The sequence below is a fragment of the Marinococcus tarijensis genome (genome assembly GCF_054971385.1).
The window spans coordinates 110,275-125,114 of record NZ_JBQOJA010000004.1 but is presented as its reverse complement, the minus strand read 5'-3'; the positions used below and the strand labels follow the sequence as shown (position 1 = coordinate 125,114).

The 14,840-nt window shown below is 48.5% G+C and carries 11 protein-coding genes and 2 pseudogenes; 8 read left to right on the top strand and 5 right to left on the bottom strand.

Annotated elements, in window-relative coordinates; all coding sequences use genetic code 11:
* Positions 1–12 precede the first annotated feature (12 nt).
* Together ACTTK7_RS03665 and ACTTK7_RS03660 are read left to right on the top strand one after the other, a co-directional pair.
* On the top strand, positions 13–1,692 hold the full coding sequence (locus ACTTK7_RS03665; RefSeq protein WP_462865874.1) for an ATP-binding protein: 1,680 nt from the start codon (positions 13–15) through the stop codon (positions 1,690–1,692).
* A complete protein-coding gene (locus tag ACTTK7_RS03660; protein WP_462865872.1) occupies positions 1,673–3,052 on the top strand; it encodes a sigma-54-dependent transcriptional regulator in 1,380 nt (459 codons plus the stop codon). The genes ACTTK7_RS03665 and ACTTK7_RS03660 overlap by 20 nt, the downstream gene beginning before the upstream one ends.
* A gap of 90 nt (positions 3,053–3,142) precedes the next feature.
* Here the strand turns inward: ACTTK7_RS03660 and adhP are convergent, their stop codons facing one another.
* From adhP to ACTTK7_RS03645, 3 genes are all read right to left on the bottom strand, one after another.
* Positions 3,143–4,159 carry an alcohol dehydrogenase AdhP gene (adhP, locus tag ACTTK7_RS03655; RefSeq protein ID WP_462865870.1) on the bottom strand — a complete coding sequence of 339 codons (1,017 nt, stop codon included), beginning with the start codon at positions 4,157–4,159 and terminating at the stop codon, positions 3,143–3,145.
* 213 nt (positions 4,160–4,372) lie between these two features.
* Entirely contained in the window at positions 4,373–4,654 is a 282-nt protein-coding gene (locus ACTTK7_RS03650; protein ID WP_322525430.1) for an adhesin, read from the bottom strand.
* A gap of 263 nt (positions 4,655–4,917) precedes the next feature.
* Positions 4,918–6,216, bottom strand: a complete 1,299-nt coding sequence (locus tag ACTTK7_RS03645) for an arsenic transporter (protein WP_462865868.1) — start codon at positions 6,214–6,216, stop codon at positions 4,918–4,920.
* 194 nt (positions 6,217–6,410) lie between these two features.
* Here ACTTK7_RS03645 and ACTTK7_RS03640 point away from each other — a divergent pair, with 194 nt between their 5' ends.
* The 3 genes from ACTTK7_RS03640 to ACTTK7_RS03630 are packed head-to-tail and all read left to right on the top strand — an operon-like array spanning position 6,411 to position 8,689.
* A complete protein-coding gene (locus ACTTK7_RS03640; RefSeq protein WP_462865866.1) occupies positions 6,411–7,001 on the top strand; it encodes an NADPH-dependent FMN reductase in 591 nt (196 codons plus the stop codon).
* A gap of 27 nt (positions 7,002–7,028) precedes the next feature.
* On the top strand, positions 7,029–7,526 hold the full coding sequence (locus ACTTK7_RS03635) for a cation:proton antiporter regulatory subunit (RefSeq protein ID WP_462865864.1): 498 nt from the start codon (positions 7,029–7,031) through the stop codon (positions 7,524–7,526).
* 5 nt (positions 7,527–7,531) lie between these two features.
* The gene (locus ACTTK7_RS03630) at positions 7,532–8,689 is read left to right on the top strand and encodes a cation:proton antiporter (RefSeq protein WP_462865862.1); all 1,158 of its coding nucleotides are present in this window, start codon (positions 7,532–7,534) and stop codon (positions 8,687–8,689) included.
* 116 nt (positions 8,690–8,805) lie between these two features.
* Here the strand turns inward: ACTTK7_RS03630 and ACTTK7_RS03625 are convergent, their stop codons facing one another.
* Positions 8,806–9,411 (bottom strand): trimeric intracellular cation channel family protein, encoded by a 606-nt coding sequence (locus ACTTK7_RS03625; RefSeq protein WP_462865860.1) that lies wholly within the window; start codon positions 9,409–9,411, stop codon positions 8,806–8,808.
* Between the two features lie 259 nt (positions 9,412–9,670).
* Here ACTTK7_RS03625 and kynU point away from each other — a divergent pair.
* Both kynU and ACTTK7_RS03615 read left to right on the top strand, forming a co-directional pair.
* A pseudogene (gene kynU / locus ACTTK7_RS03620) lies at positions 9,671–10,941 on the top strand (kynureninase).
* A 36-nt stretch (positions 10,942–10,977) separates the two neighbouring features.
* Positions 10,978–12,581: pseudogene (locus tag ACTTK7_RS03615) on the top strand (glutamate synthase-related protein).
* A 116-nt stretch (positions 12,582–12,697) separates the two neighbouring features.
* On the opposite strand, the gene hemQ reads toward ACTTK7_RS03615, so the two are convergent.
* Positions 12,698–13,447, bottom strand: coding sequence for a hydrogen peroxide-dependent heme synthase (gene hemQ / locus ACTTK7_RS03610; protein ID WP_462865858.1), 750 nt, complete (start codon positions 13,445–13,447; stop codon positions 12,698–12,700).
* 362 nt (positions 13,448–13,809) lie between these two features.
* Here hemQ and pta point away from each other — a divergent pair, with 362 nt between their 5' ends.
* On the top strand, positions 13,810–14,814 hold the full coding sequence (gene pta / locus ACTTK7_RS03605) for a phosphate acetyltransferase (RefSeq protein ID WP_462865856.1): 1,005 nt from the start codon (positions 13,810–13,812) through the stop codon (positions 14,812–14,814).
* Positions 14,815–14,840: the final 26 nt, after the last annotated feature.

The window sequence follows — 14,840 nt, the reverse complement described above, 5'->3', positions numbered from 1 at the left end:
AGGAGCGTCGATATGTTTACAGAAAAAGAGATGGTGATTGAAAAATTAACCGGGGTCCGTGCCTCAAAAAAAAGCTATTATACAGACTTGAAAGCAACGATTGCGGAGCTTGAAAAAAAGAATCGCAAGCTTGAAATTCTGAGCGAAGTAGCAAAGGGATTTCAGGTTACAGGGACAATGGAGACGGCACTGCAGCATATTCTTGAAACCATTTACGAACTGTATCCGATCGACCGGGTAAGCCTGTCGTTAATCGAGCATGGAGCCATGTCGCTGAAGAGTGTCTATCCTCTCTATGCTGAGGATTCTGCAGTAGGTATGCATCTTCCGAAAAAAGAGTCACTATACTGGAAAGCAATCGAACAGAATATGGTTATTCTTCACGAATGGGAGCCCGCTGACACGTATGCATTTGTAGAGGAGAAGACGCTTTCGGATTTAAATTTTCACTACGCGTGTGTCATACCGCTTCGGATAAAAGCCTCTACCATCGGTGTTCTTACCTTTGCCGCGGCTGAACGGATCGAGTGTGACCAGTCTGATATCAGCTTCTTCCGGCAGCTTTCGGATCATATTGCCGTGATGATGGAGAATGCGAGACTGTATCAGGAGGTGTATCAGGGGAAAAAGGAATGGGAGGAGACCTTTCAGGCTGTGGCGGATCTTCTGATATTAACCGATAACGATCACCGCATCGTCCGCTGCAACCAGGCCTCCTACAGTTTTTTTAATGAACCTCCGGAGGCTGTGGTCGGGCGGCACTGTCACAATCTGTTGTTTCACGATACGGAAGCGTTCTGTCCAATTGAAGAAAGCTATCACGGTGAAGCGATGAAAAACTACCAAATGACGTTGAAAAACGGCCGTGTGTGCGATATTCAGACGTATCCAGTCCGGGACGGGGAAGGGGAGATGAAGGGGCTGCTTATTTATATTAAGGATGTAACTGCGAGAATCAAAACTGAAGCGCAGCTTCAGCATTCCGGGAAGCTCGCGGCGATAGGGGAAATGGCGGCCGGAGTGGCGCACGAATTAAATAGTCCGCTGACCGCGGTAATCGGCAATACCCAGATACTGCAGCGGAGTCTGACAGAGGAAGGCCCCTCAAAGGAGCTTGCGGTGGCAATTGAAAGAGGAGGCCGCCGCTGCCGGACAATCGTGCAAAACCTGCTTTCTTTCTCCCGGCCGGAAAAAGAAGAAAGTACGGAATGTAACGTTAACGAAGCAGTTGAAGATGTACTGAGTCTGATTGGCTTTCAGATCGAAAAAGAGAATATCCTGATTGAAAAACATTATACGCCTGAACTGCCTTTTGTCCAGGCAGGACCTCATCAGGTCGGTCAGGTGGTTATCAACCTGCTCTTAAATGCAAAAGACGCGTTAAAGGAAAGCGGAGAGGGAGATAAAAAGATTCAAATTAAAACCAGTGTTGTGCATTCAAGCGTTGTGCTTGAGGTGGAAGACAACGGATGCGGAATCGCCCAGAGTCAGAAATCGTCAGTGTTTGAACCCTTTTTCACCACGAAAAGAAAACAGAACGGGACCGGCCTTGGTCTGTCGGTAAGTAAAGATCTTGCAGAGAAAAACGGGGGCCGGCTGACGTTTCTAAGCGAAGAGGGAAAAGGAAGTGCCTTTCAATTGAAGCTGCCGGTTCATAGAGGAGGAGATGAGTATGAAAATATTAGTCATTGACGATGACTATGATATCGGCACGTTTTTTCGTTATCTGCTTGTAGAACAGGGCCATCATATTGATCTTGCCCATGATGGAAAGGAATATGAGCGACTTCGCAGCCAGAATCATTTGTATGAACTGGCTTTTATTGATTTAAAGCTCCCTGATACAAATGGGTTGAGGCTGCTAGAGGATCTGAAGCAGGCGCAGCCTTCCTGCCGCTGTATTGTCATGACAGGATACAGCACAATTGATACAGCTGTGGAAGCAGTTAAGCTGGGGGCGGAGGACTATATTGAAAAGCCGTTTGAAGATATCAGCATTATTGAAGAGAAAATAAAGCAGCCGCAGTCAGACCCGGAAGCGTCAGGACAAATTGAACAGGCAGCCGCAAGAAGCGGCTTGATAATCGGAGAAAGCGAAGCAATGAAAGAAGTGGTGCGACTGGCTGGGCGCTTTGCGCCCAAGCCTTTAACAATTTTAATAGACGGGGAAACGGGTACAGGAAAAGAAGTAGCCGCCCGATTCATTCATGAGCTGGCCGGGCCGGGGAAGCGCTTATTTCTCGGTGTGAACTGTGGAGCACTGCCGGAGCAGATGCTCGAAAGTGAGTTGTTCGGTCATGAAGCAGGAGCCTTTACCGGGGCGAATAAAACACGGAAGGGGTATTTCGAATTGGCCTCGGAAGGGACGCTCTTGCTTGATGAAATTGGAGAAGCCTCCCTTTCAACGCAGGTGAAGCTGTTGCGGGTGCTTGAAACGAGAGAGCTTTACCGGGTGGGCGGTGAACGCCCGATTAAAACAAAAGCCCGTATCATCGCTGCCACAAACCAGGACCTGCATCTTGCTGCAGAGACAGGGGAATTTCGTGAAGACCTGCTGTACCGTCTCGAGGTCGTCCGGCTGACTATTCCGCCTCTGAGGGAACGAAAAGAAGATATTCCTGAGGTGGCCCAGTCGATTCTCCGCAAAGAAGCACCGGCAAACACAGTGATCAGTCTGGAAGCTTTGGATGCGCTACAGGCTCACCACTGGCCGGGCAATATCCGGGAGCTTACAAACGTGCTGATCCGGGCAGCCGCAGAATCAGACGGAAGGATTGAGCGCCGCCATTTAAACATGCGGCCCTCAAGCCGAAAAACTGCTGACAGGAACCGAATTGTATCAGGGGACTGGCTCAGACAGAAAAAGCAGGAGCTCGAAGAGACAAAATATTTGTCGCTTGAAAGCACCGTTGAAGATATACGGAGTGAAGAAAAGAAAAGTATTCAGGATATTATTGACCACGCTTTAATGCTAACCCGTGGAAACCGCCGGGAGGCAGCAGAAATGCTCGGAGTGAATACGAGAAAGCTGCGCTACTGGCTGAATGAATAAATTCCAGCAGAAAAACAAACAAAACCCGGCGGGAAGAGGAGCCCGTCCGGGTTATGCTTTGTGTAAGCGTTCTGTAAAGCTGCCAGGAATCTAGTCCTGAATTTTGAGTACAATCCTGCCGTTGATATCGCCTTTTTCCAACGATTCAAATACGTCGTTAATATCATCCAATTCCTTTGTTTCAATAATCGGGCGGATCTTTCCATTGGCTGCAAGCTCAAGACACTCCTGCAGGTCTTTACGTGTGCCGACAATAGAGCCTTTTACGTTTACCGCGTTTAACACCGTATCAAAGATTGGAATCGGAAGCTCGCCGACAGGAAGCCCCACAATAACTAAATTTCCGCCCCGTTTAACAGTGGAGTAGGCCTGTTCAAACGCTTTCGGGCTGACAGCCACACTGATGGCTGCTTCTACGCCGTTTAATTTCTCCATCAGAACCTTGCCGGGGTCCTCGTTCATGCTGTTGATTGTCATGTCTGCTCCCATTTCTTTCGCAAGCTCCAACTTGTCGTCCCGTATGTCGACAGCTACAACATTTAAGGCCATGGCTTTTGCGTACTGTACGGCTACGTGCCCGAGTCCGCCGATGCCAAAGATAGCGACCCAGTCACCCGGTTTGGCTTCAGATACCTTGAGCGCTTTGTACGTTGTAACCCCAGCGCAGAAAAGTGGAGCCACTGTGTCAAAGTCCAGGCTGTCCGGAATTTTCGTCACATAGTGGGCGGGGGCTTTACAATATTCTGCGTAGGCTCCGTCAACAGAATAACCGGCATTCAGTTGCTGCTGGCAGAGTGTTTCTCTTCCCGAAAGGCAGAATTCGCATTCACCGCAGGCAGAGTAGAGCCACGGAATGCCGACGCGATCGCCGATTTTGATGGATTTGACGCCATCTGCAACCTTTTCCACTGTACCTACACCCTCGTGTCCCGGCACGAGAGGCAGCTTTGGTTTAACCGGCCAGTCGCCGTGAGCTGCATGCAAATCGGTATGACAGACACCGCATGAATGGATTTTGACAAGCACTTCTCCGTAATCAAGCTCGGGCACCGGAATATCTTTAATCTCCAGTTTTTGATGAAATTCATTAACTACTGCTGCTTTCATGAATGAACCCTCCTTATAATTTTGCAGGATGCACTCTACGTATATGCAAGGAGTGTGCCAACATTGAAAGCGCAGTCAATAACTGATATAAGCGGTCCAGGTTATAAATAATTAATGAAGCCAGCCGAAATTTCGGCCCAAAGCGACAAAAAACGGCTCCGAAAACAAAAAAACAGCTCTGCTGTTTAAGCAGAACTGTTTTTGGGGCGCTTGTTATTCAGCTTCAGGAAGACCAGCCATGACAAGCTGTGTTTCGCCGTCTTCATTTTCCTGGGTGTCGAGCGTAACGTCCTGCATTAAGTCTGTAACGCGGTTGTCCACTGCTACTTTAATGCCGTTTGCTTCTAGCACCTGATCGCTCTCCTGTGGATCCTGAAGAACAAGACCGATTTGAGAGGATTCTTCCATTTCTTCGACTGCCACGCGAAGGTGGTCCATGTTGTTTTCTTCCATCAGCGGTTCGAGTACTGCTTTAGCACCGTTTGTAATTTCCAAGAGTGAGCCTCCTTAATTTTTAAACCTGTATAGAATATATCTATACCTTTCTTTCTATCACTGCAAACTGCTGAATACATTCCCTGCTCTCCGTAAGTGTAAACTGCCGGAGCCGGGCGCTGGATAATTATCATTTGCAACTCTGCCAAGGGTAACAACAATATTGCTGTTATTCAACTAATTCATTCAGGAAGCCTGGCAGGTATTCAGATTCCGGGCGCAGAAGGCTTTATATTTCCCGGGAAATGCCTGTTGCCTGGCGGTCAGCCGCCAATGATTAACAGCCATACATACAGGCCGATAAGAGTAATAAACAGCGTTGGAATGGTCAGAATGATACCGACTTTAAAGTAATAAGCCCAGGAAATATGAAAGCCGAACTGACGCAGCACATGAAGCCAAAGCAGGGTAGCGAGTGAGCCGATCGGTGTGATTTTCGGCCCGAGATCGCTGCCGATCACATTGGCGTAAATAAGCCCTTCACGTACAGCTCCCGAAGTAGCTGTTTCTGAAATAGCCAAAGCATCAATCATCACTGTTGGCATGTTATTCATGACAGAAGATAAGAGAGCGGCGATGAAGCCCATCGAAAGTGTTCCGACAAATAAACCCTCATCAGCAGCTGCCTGTATCACAACTGCGAGCTGTTCGGTAAGCCCGGCGTTCTGAAGGCCGTAAACGACGACATACATTCCCACTGAAAAGAAAACGATATCCCACGGCGCTCCCTTTAATACTTTGCCTGTTTCAACAGTTGGACTGCGGCGGGCCATCAGCAGGAAGAATAACGCCACGATACCGGCTATGACGGAGACGGGAACTGCTACGAATTCGCTGACAAAGTACCCGACGAGCAGCACCGCAAGCACCACCCATGAAAGCTGGAACATTTTTATGTCCTGGATCGCGTCCTTTGGATTTTTTACTTTTGTGACGTCATACCGCCCGGGAAGATCCTTGCGGAAAAAAAGGTAGAGGACAAGAAGACTCGCCCCGATAGAGAAAAAGTTTGGAATTATCATCCGGGTCGCGTATTCAACGAAGCCGATGCCGAAAAAGTCGGCAGAAACGATGTTTACTAGATTACTGATAATCAGGGGCAGGGAAGCGGTGTCTGCGATAAAACCACTGGCCATAATGAATGGGAGAATCATACGTTCCTTAAATTCAAGCGCTCTCACCATCGCAAGAACGATAGGCGTCAGTATAAGGGCAGCACCGTCATTGGCAAAAAGCGCAGCAACGACGGCTCCGAGCAGAATTATGTAAATAAACATCCGAAGGCCGCTTCCTCCGGCGATTTTTGCCATGTGCAGAGCAGCCCATTCAAAAAATCCAATTCTGTCGAGAATCAGACTGATAATGATAATAGCAACAAAGGCGAGTGTGGCATTCCATACAATTCCAATAACGGTTTCGACGTCTCCAAAACTGACAACGCCTGCGATAAGAGCGATAATAGCGCCTCCGCAGGCAGACCAGCCAATATTTAAGTTTTTCGGCTGCCAAATAACCAATACGAGCGTGATAAGAAAAATAACAACTGCGAGCAGGGTGTTCATACATACCTCCAGGCCGGGCCGAAAACGATGCGGCATCCGTTTCTTACTAATTTAATCAGGCAATTGCTGAATTTATTATATAAGCATATGCTAATATAAATATATATAGAAGTCAAAGCACGATTCAATACTTTTAGAAAAAAGTGTGATTGCTAGGGTAAAAGAGCAGAAAAAATGTATAATGAGGCTAGAGGATGAAGGTAAAGGCGGTGAACCTTATGACAGAGGAACAGATGAATGTAACAGTGATATGTGGGAGTCTGCGGAAGGAATCCTATAACCGGAAGCTGCTGGATTTAATGAAAGCAGAGTTTCCGGAGCACTGGGAGGTTGAAGAAGCATTTTTGCATCACATTCCGCTTTATCATGCCGATGTGGAAGAAGCAGGAACCCCCGAAGCCGTGGTAGAATTAAAACGCGCAATGATGCGTGCGGACGGGGTCATTATCGTAACCCCCGAATACAATAACGGAATGCCCGGTGTTGTAAAAAATGCCCTGGACTGGGCGTCCAGTCCGCCTGCGCACTCCGCTCTGACCCACCGTGCTTTTGCGATTGCCGGAGCAACTCCCGGGAGCGGCGGCACAGCTTTATCCCAGTATCAGGTCCGGCAGACGCTTACAGCTGCTGAGGCCTATGTAATGCCGGGGCCGAAAATGCTGGTGGCGGGAGTGACAGGAAAAATGAATAAAGAGCTGGATACGCTTGAGGATGAAAAAATCACGCAGCACGCAAAAAAGTTCGTGGAGGCGTTTAATAGCTGGATGCACCGTTTTGACGGGTAACGAAAAGACTCACAGGAGGAATGACAAATGAGAATCAGAGAACATGACCTGCCGGGGGTAGGAAAACGGGTAGCGTTTGAAAACCGCGACGGTATTACCACGGTCATGATCGTACACCATAGCGGCAAGAGAGAAATTTATTTTGTGGAAGACGAAGAAGACGACGAAGCGCTTTTTTCAACCATATTCACATCTGATGAAGCGAAGGAGCTGGGTGCCCGTCTGCTTGGGATTCACGATGAACCGGTAGACGAAGAAAGCTTTGAGCGTTTTCGCCTGTTAAGAAAGAAAATGCTTGTCGACTGGATCAAGGTGAAAAAAGGCTCTAAGATGGATGTGCGTTCAGTGGAAGAAGCCCAGACATCAATACCGGAAGGAGTTTCTATTGTCGGCATCATGAGGGATAACGATATTCTTCCGAAGCCGGAGGATGATTTTATCATTCAGGCCGGGGACACTCTGCTCGTTGTCGGAAAAAAAGATATTATTGGGCGCTTTGAAGAAGTTTGTAAGGCGAAAGGATAATTCTTATGCCGGAAATGCCTGATCTGCTTGCTGCGGGATTGATGCTGCTCGTACTTTTTATTGGGGGTTGGATGTCTTTTAAAATGCGGTTCCCCGATGTCATCATCTATCTATTAATCGGAATTGTCGTCAGCAGCTGGCTGGCAGATTCTCACCTGCTGTATTTTGCGGGTGAAATTGGTATTGTCCTGCTGTTTTTTATGCTGGGGATGGAGTTTCCGGTCCGGCAGCTCATGCATGTCGCAACAAAGGTTTTCCGGGCCGGGATGTTGGATATTGTACTCAGCTTCGGGGTTACCGCAGGTATTACGCTGGCGTTTGGGCTTGGATGGCTCGAGGCCTTAATCATAGGCGGGGTCACCTACGCGACAAGCTCTTCGATCACAGCTAAAATGCTTGAAAACTCTAAACGGATGGCAAACCCCGAGTCTGAATTTATACTCGGGCTCCTCATTTTTGAGGATTTATTTGCCCCGGTCCTCGTGGCGGTGCTTGTCAGCATGACCGTAGGCAGTGGAGTTACTGTAGGCACGCTCGGATGGACGTTCGTTCAAATTATTATATTGGTCGCAGGAGCAGTCCTGCTCGGAATATTTGTTTTCCGAAAATTGCGTTCACTTGTGGACCGCTATATGGATGAGGATTTTTTTCTCCTCTTCGTTTTTGGTATTGCGCTTACGTACGGCGGTATTGCTTTGTACCTGAATTTATCCGAGGTGCTGGGAGCTTTTCTGGCTGGAATTATTCTGGCTGAAGTGAAACGGAGCGACGTGCTCGAAGGCCTGGTCGTGCGCTTCCGGGATCTGCTGCTCCCAATGTTTTTTGTTTATTTCGGCACTACGATTGAGGTCGGAGAAGGGGTGCCGATGATCCCGATGCTTCTCGTGCTGCTTTTCTGGTCAGTGGCTGCGAAAATAATTGTCGGATTTGCAGGTGGGAAGCTGTACGGCCTGTCATCCAAGGTAGCTCTGCGCGCAGGCTTATCTTTGACCCAGCGCGGGGAATTCTCCATCATTATTGCGGCACTTGCTACAGGCACGCTGCGGACCTTCAGCAGTATTTTTATTCTTCTTTCGGCTCTCGTCGGAGTATATTTGTTCCAGAAAGCACCTGAGCTTGCCACAAGCATTTACGGAAAGAAAAGAGGTAGAAAAACAGTATAGGACGAAGCTTTGAAGGCTGCTCATCGAAGAGCAGTCTTTTTTTATAATTTTACGAAGGCTTCATTTTTACGGTATGTTGAACATAAAAAAACCCGCCGGAGACTGGCGGGAGAAATTTACATGGAGGGAATCGTCCGGTGGGGAAGCTTCCATTGAAAGCGGTAGGAGCATACACGGCCGGAAACGAGCAGAATGAACAGAAGGAACAGGCCGAAGCCGCCGGTAACCCAGCCCATACCGATAAATAAGCCGCCGACCAGTGCCCACAGGGCGTAGACCTCGGAGTGAAGCACCATCGGTTTTCGGTTGGCGAGCACGTCACGGATCAGTCCGCCGCCGCTGCCTGTGAGTACCGCTGCCACGATGACAGCGCTGAGCGGATGCCCCATTTCCACTGCAAAGAGGGCCCCCTGCATTGCAAAAGAAGCAAGGCCGATGGCATCAAAAAACGCCCCCCAGCTGTGCCAGTGCTTCATTAAAATATTTGGAAACAATACAAACAGCAGAATAGAAAAAAAGGAAACCTGGAAAAACAGCCCCTGGCTCCAAAGCTCCGACACGGGAACCCCGATCAGAATGTTTCGAATCGCTCCTCCTCCAAACGCTGTGATAAATCCTAAAAACAACACCCCAAATATATCAAGGTCCTCCTCCATAGCGACAACTGCTCCGCTGATGGAAAACGCGATGGTGCCTATCACTGTCAGCATATCCCAGGTCATACAGTTCCTCCTTTCCCGGTTGATACGTCTTCATATAAAAATCATCGCTGCCGGAAAGGCAGCGACGGCGTATACACTTATAGTCCGAGAATGATTATAAGCTGTAACTGTAAAAATAGCAACCTAGTGCCTGTGCCAAAGAGAGATGCAAAATATTTCTGTTAGTATGGTGCAAAGAGCAGTTAATGTTTCACCTGCCGGGGGAATCATATATAAAATGGAAGCTAAAAATAATATTTATACAAAAAGAAGGGGTTCTATGAATATAGAAAGCTTACATACAAAGGCTTATGCGGAAAAACTGGACGACAATGATGAACTACGGAAATACCGCCGGGAATTCTATATGGGTGAGACGATTTATTTGGATGGAAACTCGCTCGGACTGCTGTCGGAGCGGGCAGAAAAAGCGTACAGGAAATCATGGACATGTGGAAGCACCTGGGCATTGAGGGATGGACAAACGGAAGCCATCCCTGGTATTACCTGTCGGAAAAGCTGGCACAAGCTTCGGCTCCGCTGCTCGGGGCAAAAGAGGCGGAGGTGATTGTTACCGGTTCGACGACCGTAAATATTCATCAGATGCTTGCTACCTTTTACCAGCCTACCGCCAAACGGTACAAAATACTCGCGGATGATGCGGCTTTTCCCACCGATATTTACGCATTAAAAAGCCAGCTCCATTTGCGCGGTCTGGGGGAAGAAGCGCTGGTTCAGGCGCCGAGCCGGGACGGGATGCTTGATGAAGATGAGATTATTGATAGGATGAATGACGATACCGCTCTATTGTTTCTTCCGGGCGTATTGTACCGGAGCGGCCAGGTGCTTGATATGGAGCGGTTAACTAAAGAAGCCCATGCCCGCGGTATTCTGGTCGGCCTTGATCTTTGTCACTCGGTGGGGTCAATACCGCATGAGCTTCACGCATGGGGTGTCAATTTTGCCGTTTGGTGCAATTATAAGCATTAGAACGGAGGGCCGGGAGCTGTTGCAGGACTGTACGTTCATGAAAAACATTTTGGGGAGTCGCCGGGTCTTGCAGGCTGGTTCAGTTCAAAAAAAGCTGTGCAGTTTGATATGAAGCATACCCTTGAGCCGGAAGAATCAGCCGGAGCCTACGAAATTGGTACCCCGCATGTGCTGAGTATGGCCCCGCTGATCGGCTCTCTGGAAATGTTTAGAGAAGCAGGAATCGAGCGAATCCGGGAAAAGTCCCTGCAGTTAACCGGTTATATGATCGATCTGGTTGACTCCGGTATTGGCAGCGGCCTGAAGGTGGTAAGCCCACGGGATCCCGCTTTGAGAGGCGGACATGTGCTTTTTAAACATGAATACGCCGCCGGCATCTGCAAGGCATTGAAAGCTGAGGGCATCGTACCTGATTTTCGGGCACCGTCCTACATCCGGATTGCACCGGTAGCGTTGTACAATACGTATGAAGAAGTCCGGATGACAGTAGGAACGCTGAAAAAAATCATAGATAATGAAGAATACCTGCAGTTTTCAAATGAACGTGGAACGATTGCCTGAAAAAGGTGAGAGGAAATGAAAGGAGGGCGTTTGGAGATGGAAACAGCTATTATTGTTCTTTTGGGGCTGTTAATTGCTTTTATCGTTCTAGTGCCGGCAGGCCTGGTGCTTTGGATGTACGTTAAGGACCGCCGGCAGAGGCAGCATGCTATTTTAAAAAACTTCCCGGTTCTCGGGAGGATGCGTTATTTGATTGAAAAAACAGGTCCGGAGTTTCGCCAGTATTTATTTAACAACGATCTTGAGGGAAAGCCATTTTCAAGAGAGCAGTTCATTTCTACGGTACAAGCCGGTAAATACAAAACACGCATGCTTGGTTACGGGTCGAAAGAGGACTTTAACACGAATGGCTATTATATCGTAAACGACATGTATCCTACGCTTGAAGAGGATCTGCGCCGGGACCGGAAGGCAGAAGCAGTACCGTCCAAGATATACGAAATTGATAACGAACGGCTTTTTACAAGGCAGGAGCACCGGGTGGAGGAATCGTTCGATCCGTTTCTGCTCGATGAGCAGGACATTCTTACGCTTGGAAAGCATAGCGGGGTCAAGTATCCATTTCATGTTAAGGGGCTCATCGGCCAGTCAGGCATGAGCTACGGTTCGCTCGGAGACCGGGCGATTGAAGCATTGTCCATAGGAAATGCCCGGGCCGCCGGCTCCTGGATGAATACCGGGGAAGGCGGGCTGTCAGACTACCATCTGAAGGGTGGAGCGGACATCATGTGGCAGATCGGCCCAGGGTTGTTCGGTGCAAGAGACCGTGCCGGCAGCTTTAACCGGCAGCTGTTTCAGGAACAGGCAGCTTACGATGAGGTAAAGGCTGTAGAAATCAAGCTGGCTCAGGGAGCAAAGCAGCGGGGCGGACACGTGGACGGGGCTAAAGTCACCGAAAAATTGCCGCTGTCCGGAACGTGGAGCCATGGAAAACGATAGACAGCCCGAATCGGTTTAAAGATATTGAAACAACCGAAAAGCTGATGTCTTTTCTTGAAGAACTGCGGCAGCTGAGTGACAAGCCCGTCGGCATTAAAATTACTCTTGGCTCACGACAGCACGCCTCCAAGCTGGCGGAAGAGCTGAAGACCTCGGAGATCCTTCCCGACTTTATCACGCTGGACGGCAGCGAGGGCGGCACGGGAGCCTCCTACAAAGAAATGGCTGACAGTGTCGCCCTTCCGCTCTTCTCAGCGCTGCCGATGCTTGAAGAAGCGCTGCTTGAAGCAGGGATCAGGGACAAAATCACCATTATTGCCTCCGGGAAGCTGTTAACGCCGAACAAGGCAGTCACAGCACTGGCCCTTGGCGCAGATTTGATCCACGTGGCAAGAGGATTCATGGTGAGCGTCGGCTGTATCATGGCGCAGGTGTGCCACACTAACGAGTGCCCGGTCGGAGTGGCCACGACCGATCCGAAGCGGCAGGAGGCTCTGGATATTGAAGAAAAATCCTACCGCGTCACCAATTTTATTATTTCCATGCGGGAGGGGATGCATAATTTAGCAGTGGCAGCCGGGCTCCATTCGCCGACGGAATTTAACCGGAACAATCTTATTTATAAAGACATGGATGGCCGGACGTATTCCGTAGAAGACATTGTAGAAAGAAAAATGGAAAGAACTGAAAGCAGAGCTTGAGAAAATTTTTAATCCGCAGCTGAGAACGAAAGTATTTCCTGGGAAATATACGGCTTCTGCCTTATGCTCAAAGAAAAAACCGCCAAAGTGTATGCTCACTCTGGCGGTTCGTTCTATTATACAGAAAAATATGCCTGAATTTTTTCCGGTTCGAGAATGTTTCCGACATAAAAGGCTCCAAAATCGCCGTAGCGGGCAGAGACTTCGTCAAAACGCATTTCGTATACAAGCTTTTTAAACTGCAGGGCGTCATGGGCAAATAAAGTGACTCCCCATTCCCAGTCATCAAGACCGGTGGATCCGGTAATAATCTGTTTTACTTTTCCGGCATACTGGCGGCCGGTCATGCCGTGTGCTTTCATTAATTCGCGGCGTTTATCGATCGGAAGCGAATACCAGTTGTCTTCGCCCTCCCGCTTTTTATCCATCGGATAGAAGCAGAAATGCTCCCATTTCGGAAGTACAGGGTAAATGCGGCCGCGGATCCATGCATTATCGAGAGGATCGCTTCCGTCTTCCGGGGGCATGTAGTTTCCGAGCTCTACGATGGAAACGTATGAATAGGCAGGAGTCGTGTAAGCAGCGAGTCCCGATTTATCGAAAGCGAGCTCAATATCGTGAATCTCTTTCATGGTTTCACGGAGCACCATAATAACAAAATCGGCTTTTTGGCCGACAATCGTGTATAAAGCATGACTGCCCTGTTCAGCCTCTTCCACCTGCTGAAAGCCTTCAACCATACGATGAAACTCGTTAACCATCTGGTCACGCTCTTCGCTTGGCACCTGCTTCCATGCATGCCAGTTAAAGTGGCGGAAGTCATGCAGGCAATACCAGCCGTCGAGTGTTTGAGAAGCTTCGCTCATCCTGATTCCTCCTTCATCTAAACCTTCCGTTGCCCACTATACCACAGTACGAGAGTGTCCAAAACGAATATGATTGAGCAATTTGTGACACGTGCATCATGATCTTTGAAAAACGATCATCCCTTCTGCATCAGGAATTAAGAGGGGGGCAAAAGTGTAAAAATTTACAAATCATTGAATTTATTCGTCCCGGTTTATTTTTCGTGATAGAAGGAGTATGCTAATGTATGAAAACTGTGCAGGTATTTTCACAATGAATAACGAATGCTCCTCTGCAGGAGCTTCGCCAATTAGCAGGAGAACTACTATAATAGAACCAACACCATATACACTTGTTTACAATATTTTGAGGAGGAATTTTGTTGAGCGATCTTTTCGCATCCATCTATGATCAGGTGAAAAAAGAACATCCTTCCATCGTACTGCCGGAAGGAGACGATGACCGCGTCGTCCAGGCAGCCTCACGTCTCGGGGAAGAAAATGTGCTTACCCCTATTCTTATTGGAGACGAGCAGGAGATAGAAGCCAGGGCACAGAATTTAGGCGTCTCCCTCGAGAACGTTACTATCTTCAACCCGAAAACGTATGAAAAAATGGACGAGCTTGTAGCCGCTTTTGTTTCCCGCCGGAAAGGCAAAGAAACAGAGCGGACTGCAAAAGAAAAGCTCACGGACGTTAATTATTTCGGTACAATGCTTGTATATATGGATTTTGCAGACGGGCTCGTCAGCGGGGCAGCTCACTCTACCGGTGATACCGTGCGACCGGCGCTTCAAATTATTAAAACAAAACCGGGTATTCAAAAAACGTCCGGCGTTTTTATTATGGTGAAAGAGGATCATAAATTCGTGTTTGCGGATTGTGCCATTAATATATCTCCAAGCGCTGAAGAGCTGGCGGAAATTGCTATTTCGACCGCAGAAACGGCAAAATCATTCGATATCGATCCAAAAGTAGCGATGCTCAGCTTTTCTACAAAAGGCTCGGCCGCTTCCATGGAAACGCAGAAGGTATCCGAAGCGACAAGAACTGCTCAACAGACCCGTCCGGATCTTGTTATTGACGGGGAGTTCCAGTTTGATGCTGCGTTTGTGCCGGCGGTAGCACAGAAGAAAGCCCCGGATTCACCGCTTCGCGGCGAGGCGAATATATTTATTTTCCCAAGTCTTGAGTCCGGCAACCTCGGCTATAAGATCGCCCAGCGTCTCGGCGGCTACGATGCCATCGGCCCGATTCTCCAGGGCCTGAACAAGCCGGTGAATGATCTCTCAAGAGGGTGCAGCGTAGACGATGTGTATAAGCTTTCCCTTATTACGGCCAAGCAGGCTATCACCGAACGAGAAGCAGTAGCAAATAAAAAATCATAAATGAAAAAGGCCTTTCGGATAAAAGC